The organism is Burkholderia sp. AU17457 (assembly GCF_002223255.1).
Lineage (GTDB): Bacteria > Pseudomonadota > Gammaproteobacteria > Burkholderiales > Burkholderiaceae > Burkholderia > Burkholderia sola.
This window is the reverse complement of sequence record NZ_NKFB01000003.1, coordinates 304372-327274: the sequence shown is the minus strand read 5'-3', so window position 1 is coordinate 327274 and position 22903 is coordinate 304372. Positions and strand designations below refer to the sequence as shown.

Genomic DNA, 22903 nt, shown 5'->3' with positions numbered 1-22903 from the left:
GTACTCTTCTTTTATCCGAGAACCCCGCAGGATTCGCCTCTCATGACCCTCCCCCCCATCGCCATCGGCGACATCCAAGGCTGCCATTCCGCTTTCCAGTCGCTGCTTGACAAGCTTTCAGCCCCCGCCGACACGCCCCTCTGGATTGCCGGCGACGTCGTCAACCGCGGGCCGGGCTCTCTGGCCGCGCTGCGCGCGGTCGTCGACCTCGGCCCGCGCGCGACCGTCGTGCTCGGCAACCATGACCTCCACCTGCTCGCGGTCTCCGCCGGCCTGCGCACCGAGCGCCCGGGCGACACCATCGGCGAGATCCTCGACGCGCCCGACGCCGACGCGCTGCTCGACTGGGTGCGCCACCGCCCGTTCGTGCATGTCGAAGACGGAAAGCTGCTCGTCCACGCCGGCGTGCTACCGCAATGGGACACCACGCTCGCGCTCGAACTCGCCGACGAACTCCAGCGCGCACTCCGCGCCCCCGACTGGCGCGACACACTTCAAGGCCTGTACGGCAACGAGCCGAACCAATGGAGTCCGAACCTGAAAAAACGCGACCGGATGCGTGTCGCGTTCAACGCGTTCACGCGCCTGCGCTTCTGTACGCCCGATGGCGCGATGGAATTCAAGGCGAACGGCGGCCCCGACAGCGCGCCGCCCGGCTACCTGCCGTGGTTCGACGTGCCGGGGCGCCGCACCGAGGACGTGACGGTCGTGTTCGGGCACTGGGCCGCGCTCGGCCTGATGCTGCGCGACAACGTCGTCGCGCTCGATTCGGGATGCGTATGGGGGAATCAGTTGTCAGCCGTGCGGCTGACGGCCGATCCGGCCCAGCGCACGGTCACGCAGGTGCAGTGCGAAGCGTGCCGCACGCCGGGCGGCGAATGACGGCACGCTGATTCACGCGCGCCGCCGACGCGTCAGCCTTCGCGCCCCGGCACGGGCGCATCGGCAGTCGCATCCCCCGCCCCGTCGGCGCCGAGCTCGGTCGCCGGATACGCATGCTTCTGCAACTCGGCGAGCGACTCGGCCGTCGGCTTGCCGACCTTCTCCTGCAACGTCGCCAGCGCAGTTGCGATTGCATCGCGCGCCGCCGCGGATGTCGCACGACGATCACCGCCCGGCGGGATCGGCTCGCACACGTACAGATGCGCGACGAGCGGGCCGCCGCGCAGCACCATGTCGAGCGACTTGCCGAGCGACAGATCGCCCGTATAGGCCGGCGCGACCGACTGCCGCCCGTGCGCGTCCTCGTACATCAGGCAGATCGGCTGCACCGCGCACCCGGCCGACACCGCGGCCTGGAACAGGTTCGCATGGAACGGCAGCAGATCCTGGCCGTCGGACGTCGTCCCTTCCGGAAACACGCACATCACACCGCCGTTGCGCAGGCGCTCGGCCATCTCGTGCATGATCCGCATCGCCTCGGTGCGCTTCTCGCGCTGCAGGAACACGGTGTCGAGCTTTTCGGCGAGCCAGCCGACGACCGGCCACTGCCGCACCTCCGCTTTCGACACGAACGGCGTCGGCCGCCACGCATTGACCGCATAGATGTCGAGCCACGACACGTGGTTGCCCACGACGAGCGCGCTCGCATCGAGCCGCGCGCCGTCGTTGTGGACGACGAGGCGCATCCCGCAGATGCGCAGCATCTTGAGCGACCAGCGACGCGTCAACTCGGCGCGGTGCGCCGGCGTGACGTGCGAAAAACGCAGCGCGACGATCACCATGCCGCGCAACAGGTGAAAGACGAGACGCAGCTTGCGAAGAGCGGTCATGGCGAAGGTCCGGCGTGGTTCAGTGGCGCTCGAACGCGACCTGCCCGGCCACGAGCGTCGCGCGTACGGTGGCCGGCAGTTCGTAGCCGAGGAACGGCGAGTTGTGGCCCTGGCTCTTCAGTGCACGCGGCTCGACGCGCCAGTGCGCGCGCGGATCGAACACGCACAGGTCGGCCGCGCCGCCTTCGGCGAGGCGCCCTGCCGGCAGTTGCAGCACGTCGGCCGGCGCGGACGTGATGCGGCGCAGCGCCTGCGCGAGCGGCGTGCGCGTCTCGTCCGCCCACTTCAGCGTCAGCGACAGCAACAGCTCGAGCCCCGTCGCGCCCGGCGTCGCTTCACCGAACGGCAGCAGCTTCTCGTCGTCGTCGACCGGCGTGTGATCGGAGCAGATCGCGTCGACCGTGCCGTCGGCGAGCGCCACGCGGATCGCTTCACGATCGCGCTCGCCGCGCAGCGGCGGATCGAGCCGGAACTGCGAATCGAAGTAGCCGATGTCGACGTCGATCAGGTGGACGTGGTTCACGCCGACGTCGCAGGTCACGGGCAGCCCCTCGGCCTTCGCTGCACGCACGAGCGCCAGCCCGGCCGCCGACGACAGCCGCGCGAGGTGCACGCGCGCGCCCGTCACGCGCATCAGTTCGAAAATCGTGTGCAGCGCGATCGTCTCGGCCGCGACCGGCACGCCGGACAGCCCGAGCCGCGACGCGAGCGCGCCGCTCGCGGCCACGCCGCCGCGGCCGATGAACGCGTCGAGCGGACGCAGCCACGTCGTGTAGCCGTAGGTGCTCGCGTATTGCAGCGCGCGCAGCAGCACCTGCGTGTCGCGCACCGGCACGTTCGCATGCGTGAAGCCGACGCAGCCGGATTCGGTCAGCGCGACCATCTCGGTGATGACTTCGCCCTTGAGGCCGACGGTCAGCGCGCCGAGCGGATGCACGTTCGCCTGATGCAGGTTGCGCGCGCGGAACTTGAGCATCTCGACGAGGCCAGGCTCGTCGAGCACGGGATCGGTGTCGGGCGGGCACACGAGGGTCGTGACGCCGCCCGCGACGGCCGCGGCCATCTCGGACGCGAGCGTCGCCTTGTGTTCGTAGCCGGGCTCGCGCAGCCGCGCGCACAGGTCGACGAGGCCGGGCGCGACGATCAGGCCCGATGCGTCGATCGTCTTGTCCGCGGTGAAACCGGCCGGTGCGCTGCCCAGCGCGGCGATCTTGCCGTCCGCGACGAATACGTCGGCCTGTCGTTCGGTGCCGGCGACCGGGTCGATCAGCGTGCCGCCTTGGATATGAATCTTCATGCGCTGTCTGTAAATGCGTTGATTGCGTTGAATGCCTGAACGAGGATGCGCGAAAGCGCGCTCAGTCGCTGTTGCCGGCGACGATGCCCATTACCGCCATCCGCACGGCGATGCCGAACGTGACCTGGTTGAGGATCACCGATTGCGGACCGTCGGCGACCTGCGAATCGATCTCGACGCCGCGGTTCATCGGGCCCGGGTGCATGACGATCGCGTCGGGCGCGGCGAGCGCGAGGCGCTCGGGCGTCAGGCCCCACGTCTTGAAATACTCCTGCGCCGACGGCAGCAGCGCGCCGCTCATCCGTTCGTTCTGCAGGCGCAGCATGATGATCACGTCGACGCCCTTCAGCCCCTCGTCGAGGTTGTGGAACACCTTCACGCCCATCTGCTCGAGGCCGCCCGGCAGCAGCGTGCGCGGGCCGATCGCGCGCACTTCCGGCACGCCGAGCGTGGTGAGCGCATGGATGTCGGAGCGCGCGACGCGCGAATGCAGGATGTCGCCGACGATCGCCACGCGCAGCTTCGTGAAGTCGCGCTTGTAGTGACGGATCGTGTACATGTCGAGCAGGCCCTGCGTCGGGTGCGCGTGGCGGCCGTCGCCGGCGTTGATCACGTGCACGTGCGGCGCGCAGTGCTCGGCGATCAGGTACGGCGCGCCGCTGGACGCGTGGCGCACGACGAACAGGTCGGCATGCATCGCCGACAGGTTGTTGATCGTGTCGAGCAGCGATTCGCCCTTGCTCGTCGACGACGCATTGATGTTCAGGTTCAGCACGTCGGCCGACAGGCGGGTCGCGGCGATCTCGAAGGTCGTGCGCGTGCGCGTCGAGTTCTCGAAAAACAGGTTGAACACGGACTTGCCGCGCAGCAGCGGCACCTTCTTCACTTCACGGTCCGTCACGCTGACGAACTGCTCGGCCGTATCGAGGATGTGATTGACGATCGAGCGCGGCAGGCCCTCGATCGACAGCAGGTGCTTCAGCTCGCCGTTTTTCGTGAGCTGCGGGTTGCCCTTCAGGAAACCGTAGCGGAACCGGTCGGGGCTCGCGGCCGCCGCGGGATTGCCGGTGCGGCCAGTGGTGTCGGTGGTCATGGTGTGCGTGATTCCAACTATGCAAACGGGCCGCGGTGCAAACCAGCGGCCCGGGATACGGTTCGCGTGTCGTTCAGGCGCCGTGCGACTCGCTGTGGGCCTCGATACGCAGCGTGAAGCGCGCATCGTCGCGCGCGAGCACGAGCGTCGCGTCGGCCGGCACGTCGAGCGTGCCGCCCGCGAAGCGTGCGGCGACCGGCAGCTCGCGGCCGCCGCGATCGGCGAGCACCGCGAGCTCGACCGCGGCCGGACGACCGTAGTCGAACAGCTCGTTGAGCGCCGCGCGCACGGTGCGCCCGGTGTACAGCACGTCGTCGACGAGCACGATGCGCGCGCCGTCGATCTCGAACGGCAGCGACGTCGGGCTGGCCTGGCTGTGCAGCCCCTTCTTCGCGTAGTCGTCGCGATGCAGCGCGACGTTGACGACGCCGAACGCCGGCGCGCCGAGATCGCGCGCGAGGCGCTCGGCGAGCCACGCGCCGCCGCTGTAAATGCCGGCGAGCCGCGGGCCGCCCGGTTCGGCGAACGCCGTGCCGTACGCGGCGCGGATCTGGTCGAGCAGGACGCGGTAAAGCGCCTCGGCGTCAATGGTGCTCATGGTCGGACAATTGATCGAGATACTGTTGAAGGATGACGCGCGCGGCTTCGGCATCGAGCATGTCGGTGCGGGCGCGGCCGCGCACGTTGCGCTCGCGCAGCCCGGCCTCGGCCTCGACCGACGAATAGCGCTCGTCGATCCACGTGACGGGCAGCCCGAAGCGGCCGTTCAGCTGGTTGCCGAAGCGCTTCGCCTGCTGCGTCATGTCGTGCGGCGTGCCGTCCGGATGCATCGGCAGGCCCACGACAAGCGCGTCCGGCCGCCATTCGGCCAGCAGGTCGCCGACCGCCTTGAAGCGGTGTTCGCGGTTCAGGTTCTGGATCACGACGAGCGCACGGGCCGAGCGCGTCAGCGCGTTGCCGATCGCGACGCCGATCCGTTTTTCGCCGTAGTCGAACGCCAGGAGCGTCGCATCGCGCGCGCTCGCGCCACTCATGCGTGCCCTGCTTCGCCGGACAGCATCGACGAACTGACGCCGAGCAGGCCGAGCGCGGCTTCGAAGCGCTCTTCGGCCGGCGTGTCGAACACGATGCGCGGATCGGCGGCGACCGTCAGCCAGCCGTTGCGGGAAATTTCTTCCTCGAGCTGCCCGGCGCCCCAGCCCGCATGGCCGAGCGTCAGCAGGAAGCGTTTCGGGCCGTTGCCCGTTGCGACCGCCTCGAGCACGTCCTTCGACGTCGTCATCTCGAGCCCGCCGTCGACGGACATCGACGAGTTGTAGCTCGCGCCCTCGACCGGCTCGTGCAGCACGAAGCCGCGCTCGGTCTGGACCGGGCCGCCGAAGTACACGGGAATGTGCAGCAGCGGCTCGATGTCGAGCTTCAGGTCGATGCGGTTGAACAGCGATTCGAGGTCGATGTCGGTAGGACGGTTGATGACGAGGCCGAGCGCACCGCGCTCGCTGTGATCGCAAAGATAGATCACCGTTCCCGAGAACGTCGGATCGGCCATGTTCGGCATGGCGATCAGGAACTGGTTGGTGAGATTGATGCGATCGGAAGGCTTTGACATGGTTTGAATTTTAGCAAAGACGCCGCGACCTGACCGGGCCGCGATCAACAAGCAACGCCGCGCCGCGCTGGCAACGGCGCGCGCGGATCACACGGCACTCTAACACGCGCGCGGGCGCTGTCGGCAGCGTGTTGCGGGCCCGCGCGGCACGGGCCGCCGTCGCGTGTTCGCCCCCTTGTTCGTCAGGCCCGGCCGAGGGCCGTGCCGAGCGCTTCGGACGCCGCCGTGAGATCCGGCGGCGCGACGCCGGCCGCGATCTTCAGGAGCGCCGCGCGCAGCATATCGGACGCGTGGCGGTGCGCATCGAGGCCGCCGTCGGCGAGCGGCACGCCGTGCGCCGCACGGCGCCACGCCAGGCCCAGCGTGTCGGCCAGCAGCGCCGCGTGGCCGAGCCCGAGCGCGCACGCGGCCGTGCCGACCCGGTAGGCGGCGGCGGACGCATGCCATGCGGCGCCGGCGTCGGCCGTGGCCGGGTTGGCCGCCAGGTCGGCCATCGACGCATCGGCGGTCTGCAGGAAATCCTCATAGGCATGCGCGTTGACGGTCACGACGCCGAGCGCGCGCGTGGGCGCGGCGGCGAGCGCATCGTGCTCGGCCCGCGCGGCATCGGCTTCCCACAACGCTTCGGATGCGGGCGTGCCGGCGACGTGCCAGTCGACCGTCAACCCGTAGTCGTGCAGCACGTCGACGAGCGCGACGTCCTCGGCCGCGGCGCCGAACAGCGCGAAATCGCGCCATAGCAGCGCGACCGTTTCCCGCACCAGCTCGGGCGGCGCGCTGCGCCGGCCCTGCGCGTGTTCGCCCAGCAGCAGGTTGATTCGCGCGAGAAAGCGCTTCAGCTCGGGGGCGCCGCTCGCGCGCAGCGCGCGCACGCACGCGGCCGCGAGTCGCCAGAAATCGTACGGTCCGTCGTCAGTAAGCACGGCCAGCATCGCGTCGACTTCGTCGAGCGCCGCGCCCGGCACGCCGTGTTCGGTGCGCAGCACGCCGAGCAGCGCCTGCTCGTAGCGGGCGCGAATACGGGGCGCGAAGGCGTCGGGCAGCGCACGCAGCGTGGCAGGCGGCACCGCGCGGCCGACCAGCGCGAGCGCATCGAGCGGCGTGCTCGCGCGCAGGTCGGCGGCGCTTTGCGCGCGCAACGCACGGAAATGCTCGAAGAGAACCGGCGAGCACGCGAGCTCGCGCAGGTTGTGGCGCCCGACGGCCGCACGAAAATCGTGCAGCGCCGCGCGCCAGCCGGCCGACGTCGGCTCGGTGGCGACGAGTGGCACGGCGGCCGACAGTTGGCCGGCAAAACGGGCGGCCGGCAGCCAGCCGGCTTCCGCGAGCACGGCCGCGGCCGCCGCAAGCGGCGCTGCGGCATCGTCGCGCCGCTCGAATGCGTCGGCGGCCGCCGCCAGCCACGCGTCGGCCGCGCGTACGGCCCCGCCGCGCGGGTTGGGCAATGCGTCAGGGTGGGGAACGTTCGCCGGATCGGACGTCATGGACACGCGCGCCTGTCATCGTCAAGTCGCTCGCGCGAACCGCGGCGCGCAAGCGCCGGGCCGGTGCGAGGCCTGAGCGGAGTGTCCGTGGGCCAGCGGTCCGATCAGATCTGGACCATCTCGAAGTCTTCCTTGCGGGCGCCGCATTCGGGACACGTCCAGTTGATCGGGACGTCTTCCCAGCGCGTGCCCGGGGCAATGCCCTCTTCCGGCAGCCCGGCTTCTTCGTCGTAAATCCAGCCACAAATCAGGCACATCCAGCTCTTGTATTCCATCTTAAGCCGCGTCGGGGAAAAGTCGGTAAATTCGGGAGCCATGATGGTACCGTGTCGGGGCCGGACTGCCTAGCAATCGCGCTGGAGGACGGCAACTACGTTGCGCTGCGCTAAAAAATCCGTCGTACCGGCCGGATTCCACCGCATAATGGTTGAAAAGTGCGGCCTGCCGGGCAACACAGGGCCAAACAAGCCCATTCGCCTCGCCGTCCGCATCTCCGTCGCTTGTCCGTTTTTCTCTTGCCCCATTTTTACATGTCCAGCAACGCCCCTCCGATCGTCCTCACCTTCGGCCTGTCCGATCCCACCGGCGGCTCCGGCCTCCAAGCCGATCTGATGACCCTGGCGAGCATGGGCTGTCACGGCGTGTCCGTCCTGACCGGCTATACCGTGCGCGACTCGGCCGCCTGCGATGAAGTGACCGGCCTCGACCCCGACGTCGTCGCCGCACAGGCGCGCATGCTGCTCGAGGACATGCCGGTTGCCGCGTTCAAGATCGGCGCGGCGACGCGCGCGGAAGTCGTGAGCGCGATCGCCGAAGTCGTTGCCGACTACGACGGCGTGCCGCTCGTGCTCGCGCCGGACTTCACGCTCGACGACGAACACGTGCTCGCCGCCGACGACCTGCGCGAATCGATCGCGGACCTGCTCGCGCCGCAAACCACGCTGCTGGTGGCCGACCACGCGACGCTGATCGCGCTCGCGCAGCCGGACGGCGATGCCGAGGCGCCGAATCTCGACGCGGCCGTGTCGCACCTGCTGTCGCAGGGCTGCGAATACATCCTGTCGTCGGAAACGGGCTCGCACCGGCTCGTCAATACGCTGTACGGCGAGGAAGGCCAGCTTCGCGAGGACATGTGGGATCGCTCGCCGCACCGGCTGATGGGCATCACCGATACGCTCGGCGCGGCCATCGCGGCGCTGCTCGCGAACGGCCAGGAACCGCCGGAAGCCGTGCGCGAGGCGCAGGAATACCTGTATCAGGCCGTGCGCGACGCGTTCCGGCCCGGCATGGGCGCGTACCTGCCCGACCGGTTCTTCTGGGCGCGCAGCAACGACGAGTCGGACACGCCGCCGGCCGTGAAGGCCGACCTGGTGCCGAGGACGTCGCATCGGCATTGAGTCGCGACGCGGCAGGCCGGTCTCGCCGCCGCACGCCGCGCCGCGTTGACGCGTGACGTATCCGGCCGCCCCGCGCCCGCATCAAACCTCGCACGCATAAAAAAAGACCCGCATCGCTGCGGGTCTTTTCTTTTGGCTGGAACGCGCATCGCTGCGCGCTCCGGACACCGTCGACCGAAGTCGATTACATGTCCATGCCCATGCCGCCCATGCCGCCCGGCATGCCGCCCGGCATCGGTGCGTCTTCCTTCGGCAGTTCCGCGACAGCTGCGTCCGTCGTCAGCAGCAGGCCTGCAACCGAAGCTGCGTTCTGCAGTGCGGTGCGCGTGACCTTGGTCGGGTCGACGACGCCGGCTTCAACCATGTCGACATACTCGCCCGTTGCTGCGTTGTAGCCGTAGTTGCCCTTGCCTGCAGCAACCGCCGCCACCACGACGCTGGCTTCTTCGCCACCGTTCGTGACGATCTGGCGCAGCGGCTCTTCCATTGCGCGCAGCACGATCTTGATGCCGGCGTTCTGGTCGGCGTTCGCGCCGGTCAGGCCTGCGATCGCGGTGCGTGCGCGGATCAGCGCAACGCCGCCACCTGCGACGATGCCTTCTTCCACAGCTGCGCGCGTCGCGTGCAGTGCGTCTTCGACACGTGCCTTCTTTTCCTTCATTTCGACTTCGGTCGCAGCACCGACCTTGATCACCGCAACGCCGCCAGCCAGCTTGGCCACGCGCTCTTGCAGCTTTTCACGGTCGTAATCCGACGTCGCTTCTTCGATTTGCGCGCGCACTTGCTTCACGCGTGCTTCGATGCTTGCAGCTTCGCCTGCGCCGTCGATGATCGTCGTGTTTTCCTTGCCCACTTCGATGCGCTTCGCCTGGCCCAGTTCTGCCAGCGTTGCCTTCTCGAGCGTCAGGCCGGTTTCTTCCGCGATGACTTGACCGCCGGTCAGGATCGCGATGTCTTCCAGCATCGCCTTGCGACGATCGCCGAAGCCCGGCGCCTTGACCGCAACGGTCTTCAGGATGCCGCGGATGTTGTTGACGACCAGCGTGGCCAGTGCCTCGCCTTCGACGTCTTCAGCGATGATCAGCAGCGGACGGCCAGCCTTCGCGACTTGCTCGAGCACCGGCAGCAGATCACGGATGTTCGACACCTTCTTGTCGTGCAGCAGCACGAACGGGTTGTCGAGGACGGCGACTTGCTTGTCCGGGTTGTTGATGAAGTACGGCGACAGGTAGCCGCGGTCGAATTGCATGCCTTCGACGACGTCGAGCTCGTCGGCCAGCGACTTGCCGTCTTCGACGGTGATCACGCCTTCCTTGCCGACCTTGTCCATCGCTTCAGCGATGCGATCGCCGATCGACGAGTCGCTGTTCGCCGAGATCGAGCCGACCTGTGCGATTTCCTTGTTGGTCGTGCACGGCTTGCTGATCTTCTTCAGCTCGTCGACAGCCGCTGCGACCGCCTTGTCGATGCCGCGCTTCAGGTCCATCGGGTTCATGCCCGATGCGACGTACTTCATGCCTTCGCGAACGATCGATTGCGCGAGGACGGTTGCCGTCGTCGTGCCGTCGCCTGCGTTGTCGCTGGTCTTGGAAGCGACTTCCTTGACCATTTGCGCGCCCATGTTCTGGAGCTTGTCCTTCAGCTCGATTTCCTTCGCGACCGACACACCGTCCTTGGTGACCGTCGGGCCGCCGAAGCTGCGCTCGAGCACGACGTTGCGGCCCTTCGGACCGAGCGTGACCTTGACTGCGTTGGCGAGAATGTTCACGCCTTCGACCATCTTCGAACGGGCGGAATCGCCGAATACGACGTCTTTAGCTGCCATCTTCTAACTCCTTGAATTCTTGGGAATATGTACCGTCGGAGGACGCTTACTTGGCGTTGACCACGGCCATGATGTCTTCTTCGCGCATGACCAGCAGTTCCTGGCCGTCGACCTTCACGGTCTGACCTGCGTACTTGCCGAACAGGACACGATCGCCGACCTTCACGTCGAGCGCGATCGGGGCGCCCTTGTCGTCGCGCTTGCCCGGGCCGATGGCCAGGACTTCGCCCTGATCCGGCTTTTCAGCAGCGGCGTCGGGGATCACGATGCCCGAGGCGGTCTTGGTTTCCTGATCCAGGCGCTTGACGATCACGCGATCGTGCAAAGGACGAAGGTTCATATTCACTCCTCTCTTGACTGAGATTGAAGAACGCTTAGGGAAGCTGCCCGGCTTGGCGCCCGGCAGAGAATTGTTAGCACTCTCGTGCAGCGAGTGCTAATTATATGGACGGGTTTTGACAAATTCAAGAAGGGAAACCGGAGGAATTTTCGGGACGGCGACGCGGCGGGAAAAACGGACAAAAACAACAAAAACAACAAAAACCCCTTTTAAAACAAAGCGATGACGAATGTGGCCGCCCCGGCAGGCAGGCCCGTGCGGCCCGCTGACCCCATCCAGCCCCGTTTGGACACCGGGTAAGCCCGGAGTTCCTGGAACCGGCGACATTGCATCAAAAAAACCGTGCGGGCGTCGATTTCGTCTGCCGCGACGTGCTCGCTGGCCGGCATCGCCGGGCCGGTTTCACGCGTCGGCGCAGTCCGCGCCGGCCAGCGGCCGGAAGGTCCGGCCGTCGGTCTCGACGATCGCGCCCAGCCGGCGCGCGAGCCCCTTCGCGCCTTCGCGCATCACGACGTCGTGGTTCCATCGGAACAGCGGCCGCGCGAGCGGCTCCAGCCAGTTCATCCAGCCGTGCGTGCGGATGTGCCAGTCGTAGCGCACGACGGTGCGCGCGCCGTCGGCGGCGAACGACCAGCAGCCGTCGCCCTCGATCGCGCCGCTCGCATGGCCTTCGAGCGCATGCGGCCGCTCGACGCGCCGCACGCGCATGTCGAAGGTCAACCGGTACGGCAGCGCGCCCTTCCAGGTATACCGGTGCAACGCGCCGACGCCGCGCGCGTCGCCAGGCTCGAGCTCGACGGTGCGCACGGCGCCCTTCCACCAGTCGGGCCAGCGATCGACCTGGTAGATCGCGTCCCAGACCGCCGCGAGCGGCGCATCCACCCGCCAGGTCGTCGAAAACCGGTACTCCGCCATGCAGCCTCCGGCATGCGCGTCAGGAACGCGGCTCGGCGCGCCGTCAGGGCGCGAAGAAACGCTCGGGAAACGCGACGTCGATCTCCACGTCGTCGAGCGTCACGGTTTCGAGCGGCACGTCGTCGTCGCCGGCATAGCTGACGACCTTCAGCGGAAAACCGTCCGCGGTGTCGAGCCACAACCGGTAGCGGTGCACGCCGTCGACCGCGTGCGCGGGCGCGCCCGTGACCAGCACGCGCTGCGCGGTCCGGCCGCCGACGGCCTCCTCGCCTTCGGTCACCGTCGCACCGCCCTGCTGCAGCGCATGAACGTTGCGCAGCAGTTCGCCGACGTCCGAGCGGTCGACCCGGTGGCCGGTGCGGTCGCGCACGAGCGGATTGGACGGCGACAGCGTCAGCGCGGGCGGCGCGTGCGTGCCGAACGGGCGCAGCCTGACCTTGCCGTCGCCGGGATCGTACGCGAGCACCGCGCCGCGATGCGGCGACACGAAATCCATCCGGACGAAGCCCGGTTTCAGGTACGCGTAACGGATTTCGGTGCGCTCGCCGTCGCGCGCCGACGAGCGGATCGTCGCGCGGTACGAGCGGACGTGGTCGAAATGCGCCTGCGCGACGGTCACGGGATCGGCTGTCATGCTCGCTCCTATCAGGCTCGCGGCCAGCAACGCGGCGATCACGGCGCCGCCTCGACTTCGAGCACGCCTTCCATCCCGCGCTCGCGATGGCTGCTGAAAAACAGCAGCCGGTGCGTGCAATAGTAGGCGAATCGCCCCGGCTGCACCGGCGTGAAACGAAACGTCCTCGGCGTCGTGCCGAGCTCGGTGCGTACCGCGATGCCGGCCTGCGGCGCGTCGATTTCGAAACTGTGCGGCACCACGCCGGGCTCGGCCGACACGGTCAGTTCGACCGGCGCGTGCGCGCGGACGATCACGCGATTCGGCCGGAAGAAATAACTGCCGCCGACGATCGTCACACGCTGCACACCGTCCGCGTCGACCGGCACGCGCACGGGCGTGTCGCCATCCGCCTGCGCAAGCACCGTGCCCGCGGCGAACACCGCGAGCACGAGCGCCTTCATCATCGTCATCTTCATCGCCTGCTCCCCGCGGGCGCCGTGCGTCATCCTTTCCACGCGTCGGTCGGCCCGCCCAGCGCACCGCATGCGTCGATCGCGAGCTCGCGCAGACGCCGTTCGTCGCCACGGCCGGACAGCGCATAACCCATGCCGCGATCCGACCAGAAATACGTGTAGCGGCCGTCGGCCGACAGCGCCTGCGGCGCGAGACGCCGCACTTCGTATGCGGTCATGTACAGCGTCACGCGTGCGCCGTCCGCGCGCTGGTACATGAGCTGCGCGGCCGGCCCCGCGTCGCCTGGCAGCAGCCGGCCGCCGAGCAGCGCGTAACCGTATTCGTCCAGCGACGGTGCGCGCACCGGCCGGCCGACGCGCGCCGACAACCACGCGGCGAGACGCTCGGGATCGGTCGCACCGACTTCCACCGGATGCTCGCGGTCGGCCGCGTACACGGCGTAGGCGACATCGGCGCGCGCGACGAACGCCGGTTCGCGGCCGAACGCCGCCCAGCCCGCATGCAGCGCGACACCGATCAGCAGCCCGGCCGCCAGCCCCGCGAACGCGTGCGCGACGGCACGCCAGCGCGGCGCGCGGCGCTGCACGAACAACGCGGGCGCCGCGCCCGGCAACGGAAACAGCGCCTTCAGCGCATCGCGCTGTGCGCGGTAATGCGCGAATCGCTCGGCTTCCTGCGGATCGGCCTGCAGGCGCGCGAGCATCTCGCGCCGCTCGTGCCCGGACAGTTCGCCGTCCAGCAGCGCGGACAGCAGTTGCGCCGACGCATCGTCTTCCTGCTCGTTCGACGGCTTGCGCGGATCGTCCATCATGGCTTCCCGATCACCCGTAACGTGGCCGTGCCGTGCGTCGACGGCGCGTCCGACAGCAACGCGCGCATCTGCGCGCGCGCCCGCGCGAGCCGCGACATCACCGTGCCCACCGGCACGCCGAGCACCTGCGCGGCATCGCGATAGCTCAACTCCTCCAGCGCGACCAGCAGCAGCACCTCGCGCTGTTCGACCGGCAGCCGGTACAGCGCGCGCTGCACGTCGCGCAATTCGAGCCCGCCGACCTCGCCGGCCGGCGCGGCCATCGTCTGCCACGGCGCCGTCGCGTCGTCGACCGCGATCTCGTGCCGCGCGCGCAACTGGTCGATGAAGCGGTGCCGCAACAGCGTCAGCAACCATGCGCGCAGGTTGCCGCCGTCGCGCGGCGGCCGGTTCAGCGCGCGCTCGAGCGTGTCCTGCACGAGATCGTCGGCCCACGCACGCTCGCCCGTCAGCGCACGCGCATAGCGCGTGAGATGCGGAAGCCACACCAGCAGGTCCGATTCATAGCTCATCGGGACGCCTCGCGCGTCGCCGCGCGGCCACGGTCACGGTCACGGTCACGGTCACGCCACGGCCACGGTCACGGCCGCGCGACGTGCCACATGCCGCCGATTCCGTCGCCGCCCGCGTCGCCGGCCTTGTGGTCCATCTTCCAGCGATACAGCGGGCGGCCGCGGTATGCCCATTGCGTTTTGCCGTCGTCGCGGGCGACGAGGCTCAGTTCGCCCGACGCCTTGTCGTACGCGTCGGCGAGCGCGGGCGGCCAATTGGCCGCGCAGGTGCCGTCGCACATGCTCTTGCCCGGCGCATCGCGATCGAACACGTACAGCGTCATGTGCGCTTCGTCGACCAGTTTCCCGTCGCCGACCCGGGGCGGTTCCGCGGCCGCCGGCCGCACGATCGCCGCCGTCAGCGCGGCAGCGAAGAGCATCCGTTTCATTCCCGTTCTCCTTGGCGTCGTGTCGCGACACGGCGCCGCCGAACGGGACGATCGGCTTCGTCGCGATCATTATCCCGCCGGCCGGCTGTGCCGGAACTTGGTATGTAAACGGACGGCGGCGGCCGGTTATTCCATGCGGCGGCGCGACGACGAGCGGTGGCGACCATTCATGCGACGAAAGAACGCCGGACGCGTGAAGGTCTTTCTTGTCGATTACGCAGATCGTTTCGACAGCGCGAATTTCCAAACACGCGCGTTGCCACCGGCGCGTGCCGGCGGCCGACGCCGCATCGGCGTGCGGCCGGTTCAGCCGAAACGTGCGGGCCGATACGGACGGGGATCGATATAAGTCGGCGCGCCGGTCATCATTTCGGCGAGCAGGCGGCCGGTCGCGGGCCCAAGCGTGAGCCCGTGATGGCAGTGGCCGAACGCGAACCACAAATGGCGATGGCGCGGCGCGGGCCCGATCACCGGACGCATGTCGGGCGTGCACGGCCGCATCCCGAGCCACGGTTCCGGATCGAGCCGCTCGCCGATGCCGAACGCGTCGCGCGCCAGCGGTTCGGCGCGCGCGAGTTGCACGCCGGTCGGCGGCGCGTCGCGCGGGGCGATCTCGACGCCCGTCGTGAGCCGCAAGCGACCGCCCTCCATCGGCGCGACGACGAAACCGGCCTCGGTATCGCACACGGGCACGTTCAGCGGCGTGCGCGTCGGCCGGTAATGCATGTGATAGCCGCGCTTCGCGCGCAGCGGAATCCGGTAGCCGAGCGGCGCGAATACCTGATCGGACCACGGCCCGAGCGCGACCACGGCCGAACGCGCCGAGATCGGCCCGTGTTCGGATCGAACCTGCCAGCCGTCATCCACTTGCACGAGCGTCGTTGCGTCGCCGTGCACGAACGTGCCGCCGTCGCGCTCGAACAGCCGCGCATAGGCCTTGGTCAGCCCGCCCGGGCTCGACACGGTCTTCGGGTCCTGCCAGTGGAAGGCGCCGCAGAATGCGTCGCCGATACCGGGCTCGCGCGCGCGCAACGCATGCGCGTCGAGCACGGTCATCCGCAGCCCGTGCGCGGCGGCGACCTGCTGCTGCGCGCGCGCTTGCGCGTCGAACAGCGCGGACGAACGGAACGCCTCGATCCATCCGCCGTCGTGCACGAGCGGCTGCGCGTCAGTGCGCGCGAGCAGCGCATCGTGCTCGACGACGCTCGCCGCGACGAGCGGCAGCAGGTCGCGCGCGGCGGCCGCGAGCCGCCGCGGCGACGATTCGCGCCAGAAGCGCGCGAGCCAGCCCGCATACGCCGGCAGCGCGCGGGCGTCCCAATAGAGGTCGACCGAACGGTTGCGCGCGTAGCGCAGCAGCGTGCCGAGCCGGCGCGGAAACGCATACGGCACGACCGACGAGCGCTCGATCAGCCCCGCATTGCCGTGGCTGGTTTCCTCGCCGGGCGCGCGCCGGTCGACGAGCGCGACGCGCAGCCCGCGATCCTGCAGATGCAGCGCCGACGACACGCCGACGATGCCGGCCCCCAGAACGATGACGTCGAAATCCATGGTTCCCCGCACTGCGTCGAGATGGGATGCGCCGTGCGCCGGCCCCGCGGCCGGCACGCGGCAGCGCTTACTTCGCGATGATGTCGCGCTTGAAGTACTTCTGCGACAGCGCGCTCAGCGTGCCGTCCTGCTTCAGCGCATCGAGCGCGCCGACGATCTTCGCCTGCAGCGCCTTGTCGTTCTTGCGCATCCCGAAGCCGGTGCCTTCGCCGAGCGTCGCCGGATCCTTCAGCGGCTCGCCGACGATCCGGTAGTCGCGGCCGGCGGGCTTGTCGAGAAACCCGTCCTGCGCGGTCTGCGCTTCCTGCACGGCCGCGTCGAGACGCCCCGCGACGAGATCGGCGTAGATCTGGTCCTGATCCTGATACGACACGACGGCCACGCCCGCATTGGCCCAGTGCGCCTTCAGGAAATCCTCCTGCGACGAGCCCTGCAGTACACCGACGTGCTTGCCGCGCAGGCTCGCGACGTCGGGCTTCAGCGGCGAGCCGCGCTTCGCGACCATCACGATCGGCACCACGTAGATCGCCGGCGTGAAGTCGATGCTTTGCTTGCGCTTCGCGGTGATGTTCATCGCCGAGTTGATCGCGTCGAACTTGCGCGCCTGCAGCGCCGGGATCAGCCCGTCGAACGCATTCTCGACCCACACGCACTTCATGTTCAGCTTCGCGCATACCGCGTTGCCGACATCGACGTCGAAACCCTGCAGCTGACCGGCCGGCGTCTTGCTCTCGAACGGCGGATAGGCGGCTTCGATCCCGAAGCGCAACGTGGTCTGTTCCGCATGAGCGGTGACGACCGCGCACGCGAGCGCCGCAGCGGCGCAGAGGGAAAGTTTCCAGTTCATGACGGTCCTTCCGTTCTGGAGTGAGGCGATGAAGATCGGTCGCGCGCCGGGTCGGCATTCGACGCAGGCGGCTGCATGCCAAGGTGTCGGGTCCTGCACGCGAAATATAGACTAAAAGTCTACTGTAGACTATAGGGGATACGAGAAGATCACCGTGTCGCTCGACATCCAAATTTCGTCGATCACGCAAAATACCGTTGATTCCATGACGTTTTTCATGAGTCCGGCCCGACCACGACGTCTCGAAAAGAAAAACCATCCCGGTTTCGTTTGTCTATATTAGACTTTTAATCCACAACAAACCCCGCCGGACACCGTCTTTCGAGACTTTCTGTCCAGCCCGCACCGGAGATGTCCCGATGACGCAAACCGTCCCCACCCTGCCGCTGACCGTCGACGAAGCCGCAGTGCGCGCGGCGCTGCCGTCGCTCGACGTGCTCGGCACGCTGCGCCGCATGTTCGCGTCGCTCGCCGCGGCGCGCGCGGTGCAGCCGCCGCAAACGCTCACGCTGTTTCCCGACCAGGCCGGCGACTTCATCACGTATCTCGGCGCGCTCGCCGATGCGCAGGTATTCGGCGCGAAGCTGTCGCCGTACATCGTGACGGGCGGCAAACCCGTCGTCACCGCATGGACCGCATTGATGTCGATGCAAACCGGCCAGCCGCTGATGTGGTGCGACGCGGGGCTGCTGACCGTCGAACGCACGGCCGGCACGACGGCGCTCGCGCTCGACTGCCTCGCGTCGCGCGACGCGCGTCGTCTGGCGATCGTCGGCGCGGGCGCGGTCGGCCTCGCACACCTGCGGCACACGGCGGCGCTGCGCGACTGGGACTCGATCCGCGTGTACTCGCCCGCGCTGGCCGGCGATGCGGCGCTGCAGGCGAGCCTCGCCGCGCTCGACCCGCGCGCCCGCGCGGCGGCGAGCGTCGAGGCGTGCGTGCGCGACGCGGACGTGGTGATGCTGTGCACGTCGTCGGGCACGCCCGTGCTCGGCGACGGGATGCTCACGCGCCCCGCGCTCGTCACGTCGATCAGCACGAACGTCGCGCGCGCGCACGAAATCCCGCCCGCGTGGCTGCCGGACATGGACGTCTACTGCGACTACCGGCACACGACGCCCGCGAGCGCCGGCGAAATGCAGATCGCGGCGGCCGAGTACGGCTGGGATGCCGGCCGGATCGTCGGCGACCTGCCCGCGCTCGTCGCCGGCACCTGCGGGGCGCCGTCGCGCACGCGTCACGCGTTGTTCCGCTCGATCGGCCTCGGACTCGAGGACATCGCGATCGCGCACGCGCTGTACACGCATCTGACGCGCGGATGAGCGCCCCGCGCGCGCGGGGCCGATACAATGGCGCAACCGCCGCGGCGGCCGCGCGCGGGCGCGCGGGCGCACGGGCATGCCGGCCGACGGTGCGCCGGCCCGCCGACCCGACACGCTGCCCGGCTCCCGCCCACCCGAGATCGCGATACCGATGCGCAAGAAGAAATCTCCCGTCAAAGACCTGCTGCTCACCCGCTATGCGCCGATCGCCGACGGTATCGCCGCGCTGTTCTTTCCGTACGCGGAAGTCGTGATCCACGACCTGCACGACCAGACCGTGCTGTATCTGGCGAACAACCTGTCGAAGCGCGAGGTCGGCGACGATTCCGCGCTCGAGGAAATCGATCATTCGGCGCGCGAGCGCGTGATCGGCCCGTACGAGAAGCTGAACTGGGACGGCCGACGGATGCGCTGCGTGAGCAACGTGCTGTTCGACGACGAAGGCCGCCCGGCCGGGATGATGTGCATCAACTTCAACATCGCGGTGTTCGACGAGGTGCGCGCGACGCTCGACCTGTTCATCAAGGGCGCGGGCGTCGTCGCACAGCCCGACGAACTGTTCCGCGACGACTGGCAGGAGCGCATCAACACGTTCCTGCACGGCTGGCTGCGCGAGCGGCAGGTCGGGCTGAACGGGCTCACGCGCGAGCATCGACGCGAACTCGTCGAGGCGCTGTACGCGGAAGGCGCGTTTCGGGGCAAGAGCGCGGCGAACTACGTCGCGAACGTGCTCGGGATGGGGCGCGCGACGGTCTACAAGCATCTGAAGCATCTGAAGGAAACGCAGGGCGACGCCTGAGCGCGCAGCGGCGGCCGCAAGGACGGTCGGGCCCGGCCATCGGCACCGGGCGACCGTTTCCGCGTCGACGCTTCGCGATACGCGGGCGCGGCTGCATGCCGCACGGGCCGCGGACGACGGAGCCTCGAAGCATAAAGTGATATAGTCTCAGTTACACTTTTTTGCCGTCCCCGGACCGCCCATGACGACCGCTCCCGCCCCGACCGACCGCCCGACCCTGACCGTCGAAATCTGGTCCGACCTGATCTGCCCGTGGTGCTGGATCGGCAAGCGCCGCTTCGACGAGGCGCTGGCCGCGTTCGCGCACGCCGATCGCGTCGACGTCGTGCTGCGCGCGTACCGGCTGATGCCCGGCCAGCCCGTCGAGCCGGTCGAAGCGATGCTCGCGAGCAAGTACCGGATGGCGCCCGCGCAGGTCGACCAGATGCTGCGCCAGGTGACCGACGCGGCCGCGAGCGTCGGGCTGCGCTACGACCTGCCCGGCACGCTGGTCGGCGACACGCTCGACGGCCACCGGCTCGTGAAGCTCGCGCAAGCGACGGGCCGCGCGCATGCGCTGACCGAGCGCCTGTATCGCGCGTATTTCTGCGAGCACGGCTCGCTGTTCGATCATGCCGAACTGACCGAATTCGCGGTCGAAGCCGGGCTCGAGCGCTCGGCCGTCGAAGCCGTACTGCGCAGCGACGCGTACCGCGACGAAGTCGACGCCGACATCGCGCGCGCCGCGCGGATCGGCGGGCGCGGCGTGCCGCTGTTCGTGTTCGGCGGCCGCTACGCGGTATCGGGCGCGCAGCCGGCCGACGCGTTCGCGCAAGCACTCGACCAGGCGTGGCGCGACGGCATCGTCGAACTCGGCGACGGCGATGCAGCCGCCTGCGGCCCCGACGGCTGCGAACTGCCGGCGCGCGCGTAACGCGCATCCCGCTTCACGCGCGCCGGGCCACGCGCGCCACTACGCGACGCTCCTGCCACAAACCGGCAGGAGGCCCGTGCCGGTGGCGTCTACAATGCATCCTTCCCTATAACGACTAGAAGGCTGCGAGCCCATGACCCACGGGATACACGGCGAGAAGCGCTGGTATGCGCTGATCGTGCTCTGCCTCGGCGTGCTGATGATCGTGCTCGACAGCACGATCGTGAACGTTGCGCTGCCGTCGATCAGTACCGACCTCCACTTCACCGAAACGGCCCTCGTGTGGGTCGTCAATGCATACCTGCTGACGTTCGGCGGCTGCCTGCTGCTCGGCGGCCGGCTCGGCGACCTGTACGGGCAGCGGCGCATGTTTCTCGCGGGCCTCGTCGTGTTCACGCTCGCGTCGCTCGCCTGCGGGCTCGCGCAATCGCAGGCGATGCTGATCGCCGCGCGCGCGGTGCAGGGGCTCGGCGGCGCGGTCGTGTCGGCCGTCTCGCTGTCGCTGATCATGAACCTGTTCACCAAGCCCGGCGAACGCGCTCGTGCGATGGGCGTCTACGGCTTCGTGTGCGCGGGCGGCGGCAGCATCGGCGTGCTGCTCGGCGGACTGCTGACGAGTTCGCTGTCGTGGCACTGGATCTTCCTCGTCAACCTGCCGATCGGCGTCGCGGTCTACGCGATGTGCGCCGCGCTGCTGCCGCGCATGCGCGCGCCGGCCGGAGCCGCGCGGCTCGACGTCGCGGGCGCGATCACGGTGACGGCATCGCTGATGCTGGCCGTCTACGGGATCGTCGGCGGCAACGAGGCCGGCTGGCTGTCGACGCAAACCGTCGCGTTGATCGGCGCGGCCGGCGTGCTGCTGGCGCTGTTCATCGCGATCGAGTCGCGTGCCGCGCACCCGCTGATGCCGCTCACGCTGTTCGCCGCGCGCAACGTCGCGCTCGCGAACGCGATCGCCGTGCTGTGGGCGGCCGCGATGTTCGCGTGGTTCTTCCTGTCCGCGCTGTACATGCAGCGCGTGCTCGGCTACGGGCCGCTGCAGGTCGGCCTCGCGTTCCTGCCGGCCAACCTGATCATGGCCGCGTTCTCGCTCGGGCTGTCGGCGCGGATCGTGATGCGCTTCGGGATCCGCGGCCCGATCGCCGCCGGCCTGCTGATCGCCGCGTGCGGCCTTGCGCTGTTCTCGCGCGCGCCGGTCGACGGCGGTTTCGTATGGCACGTGCTGCCCGGCATGACGCTGCTGGGCATCGGTGCCGGCGTCGCGTTCAATCCGGTGCTGCTCGCCGCGATGAGCGACGTCGACCCGGCCGATTCCGGGCTCGCGTCGGGCATCGTCAACACCGCGTTCATGATGGGTGGCGCGCTGGGGCTCGCGGTCCTCGCGAGTCTCGCCGGCGCCCGCACCGATGCGCTCGCGGCAGCGCAAGCGACGCCGCTCGACGCGCTGAACGGCGGCTACCACGCGGCCTTCGCGTTCGGCGCAGTGTTTGCGGCCGTGGCCGCGCTGACCGGTTTGGCGCTGCGCATCCGGCCGCCACGCGCGGTCGAAGGCGCCGGGCCCGCGATGCACTGACTGTCGACGGGGGGCCGGAACCGGCATCGCGTCGGGGCGCGCATTGTCGCGCCCTTTCTTATGCGCGCCGGATACGCGGCGTCCGCCCCCGATTCGTCATCGCTTTCAGGCCGGTCGCCATTCTCGGCCCCGCTTCCGTTCAAACGCCCGTTTTACGTCCCGCCGGCCGCCTACCGGGCGGACCTTCCCGGCCGATTTTTAACGCGGTCGTACATTGACGCGCCACTTTTGCGACAATGGCGGACTTTGATGCGCGCCACGGCCGCGCGCCGCCGCCGAACGCCACATAACCGCCTGCCTCCGATGTCGCTTCCCCATATCGATCTGCTGTACTCGCTGTCCGGCCTGTTCGTCGGCATTCTCGTCGGCCTGACGGGCGTCGGCGGCGGTTCGTTGATGACGCCGATCCTCGTGCTGCTGTTCGGCGTCCACCCGGCGACGGCCGTGGGCACGGACCTGCTGTACGCAGCCGCGACCAAGGCCACCGGCACGCTCGTCCACGGCCTGAAAGGCTCGGTCGACTGGCGCATCACGGGCCGGCTCGCGGTGGGCAGCGTACCGGCGGCGGCGCTCACGCTGTGGTGGCTGCACACGCACGGGATGAACACGCCGGGCACCGCGCGGATGATCCAGCTCGTGCTCGGTGTCGCGCTGCTGCTCACGTCGCTCGCGCTGATCTTCCGCCCTCAGCTCACGGCATTCGCCGCGCGCAACCCGCTCACGCCGAACCCCACGCGCACGCTGTGGTCGACCGTGCTGACGGGCGCCGTGCTCGGCGTGCTCGTGTCGATGACGTCGGTCGGCGCCGGCGCGATCGGCGTGACCGTGCTCCTGCTGCTGTATCCGCTGCTGGCGACGACCCGCATCGTCGGTTCCGACATCGCGCATGCGGTGCCGCTCACGCTGGTCGCGGGCATGGGCCACTGGCTGCTCGGCTCGGTCGACTGGTCGATGCTGCTGTCGCTGCTGCTCGGTTCGCTGCCGGGCATCGTGATCGGCAGCCTGCTGTCGGCGCGCGCGCCCGAGCGGCTGCTGCGCAACCTGCTCGCGTCGACCCTGGTCGCGGTCGGCGTGCGGCTCGTGCTGGCGTAAGCGGGCGCCTCGCGTCCGGTGACCAATGCCGCCGTCGGCGCATGCATCCACTCATCCTCAATAGAGGGCCTTTCGTCCCTGTTTTGAGGATTAAGGAAGCCATCCCCTGCGACTTCCGGGCGACGCCCCCTCCGACGCAAAAATGCCCCCGGAGTCCACGACTCTCGGGGGCATCCTGAGGAACGACAGCCACACCATCCACGCACACGCCCCGCAACGTCGGGACGCATGCG

The 22903-nt window shown here is 69.0% G+C and carries 25 protein-coding genes; 7 read left to right on the top strand and 18 right to left on the bottom strand.

The features are described from left to right. The first annotated feature begins 42 nt into the window (after window positions 1-42). Complete coding sequence (locus CFB49_RS03895; protein WP_089490727.1) at window positions 43-882, top strand: symmetrical bis(5'-nucleosyl)-tetraphosphatase; 840 nt, start codon at window positions 43-45, stop codon at window positions 880-882. Between the two features lie 32 nt (window positions 883-914). Here the strand turns inward: CFB49_RS03895 and CFB49_RS03890 are convergent, their stop codons facing one another. The 8 genes from CFB49_RS03890 to CFB49_RS03855 all read right to left on the bottom strand — a co-directional run bounded on the left by CFB49_RS03890 (window position 915) and on the right by CFB49_RS03855 (window position 7530). Continuing rightward, window positions 915-1772 carry a lysophospholipid acyltransferase family protein gene (locus CFB49_RS03890; RefSeq protein ID WP_089490726.1) on the bottom strand — a complete coding sequence of 286 codons (858 nt, stop codon included), beginning with the start codon at window positions 1770-1772 and terminating at the stop codon, window positions 915-917. A 19-nt stretch (window positions 1773-1791) separates the two neighbouring features. Further along, window positions 1792-3069, bottom strand: a complete 1278-nt coding sequence (locus CFB49_RS03885) for a dihydroorotase (RefSeq protein ID WP_089490725.1) — start codon at window positions 3067-3069, stop codon at window positions 1792-1794. 61 nt (window positions 3070-3130) lie between these two features. Next, window positions 3131-4162 carry an aspartate carbamoyltransferase catalytic subunit gene (locus CFB49_RS03880; protein WP_006476735.1) on the bottom strand — a complete coding sequence of 344 codons (1032 nt, stop codon included), beginning with the start codon at window positions 4160-4162 and terminating at the stop codon, window positions 3131-3133. A gap of 73 nt (window positions 4163-4235) precedes the next feature. After that, window positions 4236-4760: a bifunctional pyr operon transcriptional regulator/uracil phosphoribosyltransferase PyrR gene (pyrR, locus tag CFB49_RS03875; RefSeq protein WP_023475283.1), complete on the bottom strand. Its 525-nt coding sequence runs from the start codon at window positions 4758-4760 to the stop codon at window positions 4236-4238. Further along, window positions 4747-5196 carry a Holliday junction resolvase RuvX gene (gene ruvX, locus CFB49_RS03870; protein ID WP_034206571.1) on the bottom strand — a complete coding sequence of 150 codons (450 nt, stop codon included), beginning with the start codon at window positions 5194-5196 and terminating at the stop codon, window positions 4747-4749. The genes pyrR and ruvX overlap by 14 nt, the downstream gene beginning before the upstream one ends. Then, window positions 5193-5771, bottom strand: coding sequence for a YqgE/AlgH family protein (locus CFB49_RS03865; RefSeq protein WP_069621202.1), 579 nt, complete (start codon window positions 5769-5771; stop codon window positions 5193-5195). The genes ruvX and CFB49_RS03865 overlap by 4 nt, the downstream gene beginning before the upstream one ends. 182 nt (window positions 5772-5953) lie before the next feature. Further along, window positions 5954-7255, bottom strand: coding sequence for a hypothetical protein (locus CFB49_RS03860; protein ID WP_069621203.1), 1302 nt, complete (start codon window positions 7253-7255; stop codon window positions 5954-5956). 104 nt (window positions 7256-7359) lie between these two features. Further along, window positions 7360-7530 (bottom strand): rubredoxin, encoded by a 171-nt coding sequence (locus tag CFB49_RS03855; protein WP_004186709.1) that lies wholly within the window; start codon window positions 7528-7530, stop codon window positions 7360-7362. A 255-nt stretch (window positions 7531-7785) separates the two neighbouring features. Between CFB49_RS03855 and CFB49_RS03850 the strand changes: the two genes are divergently transcribed. Beyond that, a complete protein-coding gene (locus CFB49_RS03850) occupies window positions 7786-8652 on the top strand; it encodes a hydroxymethylpyrimidine/phosphomethylpyrimidine kinase (RefSeq protein ID WP_050011689.1) in 867 nt (288 codons plus the stop codon). A 184-nt stretch (window positions 8653-8836) separates the two neighbouring features. On the opposite strand, the gene groL is transcribed toward CFB49_RS03850, so the two are convergent. From groL to CFB49_RS03795, 10 genes are all read right to left on the bottom strand, one after another. Next, window positions 8837-10477, bottom strand: coding sequence for a chaperonin GroEL (gene groL, locus CFB49_RS03845; protein ID WP_069621205.1), 1641 nt, complete (start codon window positions 10475-10477; stop codon window positions 8837-8839). Between the two features lie 46 nt (window positions 10478-10523). Then, entirely contained in the window at window positions 10524-10817 is a 294-nt protein-coding gene (gene groES / locus CFB49_RS03840; RefSeq protein WP_004186661.1) for a co-chaperone GroES, read from the bottom strand. 402 nt (window positions 10818-11219) lie between these two features. Further along, window positions 11220-11732: an SRPBCC family protein gene (locus CFB49_RS03830; protein WP_089490723.1), complete on the bottom strand. Its 513-nt coding sequence runs from the start codon at window positions 11730-11732 to the stop codon at window positions 11220-11222. A 43-nt stretch (window positions 11733-11775) separates the two neighbouring features. Continuing rightward, window positions 11776-12408 (bottom strand): LolA family protein, encoded by a 633-nt coding sequence (locus tag CFB49_RS03825; protein WP_089490722.1) that lies wholly within the window; start codon window positions 12406-12408, stop codon window positions 11776-11778. Continuing rightward, window positions 12405-12824: a quinol oxidase gene (locus CFB49_RS03820; protein WP_089435319.1), complete on the bottom strand. Its 420-nt coding sequence runs from the start codon at window positions 12822-12824 to the stop codon at window positions 12405-12407. Before CFB49_RS03820 ends, CFB49_RS03825 begins: the two co-directional genes overlap by 4 nt. Before the next feature lie 26 nt (window positions 12825-12850). Beyond that, window positions 12851-13633, bottom strand: a complete 783-nt coding sequence (locus CFB49_RS03815; protein ID WP_089490721.1) for an anti-sigma factor family protein — start codon at window positions 13631-13633, stop codon at window positions 12851-12853. Next, entirely contained in the window at window positions 13630-14145 is a 516-nt protein-coding gene (locus tag CFB49_RS03810; RefSeq protein WP_089488204.1) for a sigma-70 family RNA polymerase sigma factor, read from the bottom strand. Before CFB49_RS03810 ends, CFB49_RS03815 begins: the two co-directional genes overlap by 4 nt. A 68-nt stretch (window positions 14146-14213) precedes the next feature. Continuing rightward, entirely contained in the window at window positions 14214-14573 is a 360-nt protein-coding gene (locus tag CFB49_RS03805) for a COG4315 family predicted lipoprotein (RefSeq protein ID WP_089490720.1), read from the bottom strand. Between the two features lie 306 nt (window positions 14574-14879). Beyond that, the gene (locus CFB49_RS03800; RefSeq protein WP_089490719.1) at window positions 14880-16124 is read right to left on the bottom strand and encodes an NAD(P)/FAD-dependent oxidoreductase; all 1245 of its coding nucleotides are present in this window, start codon (window positions 16122-16124) and stop codon (window positions 14880-14882) included. 67 nt (window positions 16125-16191) lie between these two features. Then, a complete protein-coding gene (locus tag CFB49_RS03795; protein WP_069621213.1) occupies window positions 16192-16971 on the bottom strand; it encodes an ABC transporter substrate-binding protein in 780 nt (259 codons plus the stop codon). Between the two features lie 359 nt (window positions 16972-17330). Here CFB49_RS03795 and CFB49_RS03790 point away from each other — a divergent pair, with 359 nt between their 5' ends. The 5 genes from CFB49_RS03790 to CFB49_RS03770 all read left to right on the top strand — a co-directional run bounded on the left by CFB49_RS03790 (window position 17331) and on the right by CFB49_RS03770 (window position 22670). Then, complete coding sequence (locus tag CFB49_RS03790; RefSeq protein ID WP_089490718.1) at window positions 17331-18293, top strand: ornithine cyclodeaminase family protein; 963 nt, start codon at window positions 17331-17333, stop codon at window positions 18291-18293. 151 nt (window positions 18294-18444) lie between these two features. After that, window positions 18445-19092, top strand: a complete 648-nt coding sequence (locus CFB49_RS03785; protein WP_011694181.1) for a helix-turn-helix transcriptional regulator — start codon at window positions 18445-18447, stop codon at window positions 19090-19092. A 181-nt stretch (window positions 19093-19273) separates the two neighbouring features. Then, entirely contained in the window at window positions 19274-20005 is a 732-nt protein-coding gene (locus tag CFB49_RS03780; RefSeq protein WP_089434613.1) for a DsbA family oxidoreductase, read from the top strand. Between the two features lie 133 nt (window positions 20006-20138). Beyond that, window positions 20139-21578, top strand: coding sequence for a DHA2 family efflux MFS transporter permease subunit (locus CFB49_RS03775; RefSeq protein ID WP_089490717.1), 1440 nt, complete (start codon window positions 20139-20141; stop codon window positions 21576-21578). A gap of 303 nt (window positions 21579-21881) precedes the next feature. Beyond that, on the top strand, window positions 21882-22670 hold the full coding sequence (locus tag CFB49_RS03770; RefSeq protein WP_089490716.1) for a sulfite exporter TauE/SafE family protein: 789 nt from the start codon (window positions 21882-21884) through the stop codon (window positions 22668-22670). Window positions 22671-22903 lie beyond the last annotated feature (233 nt).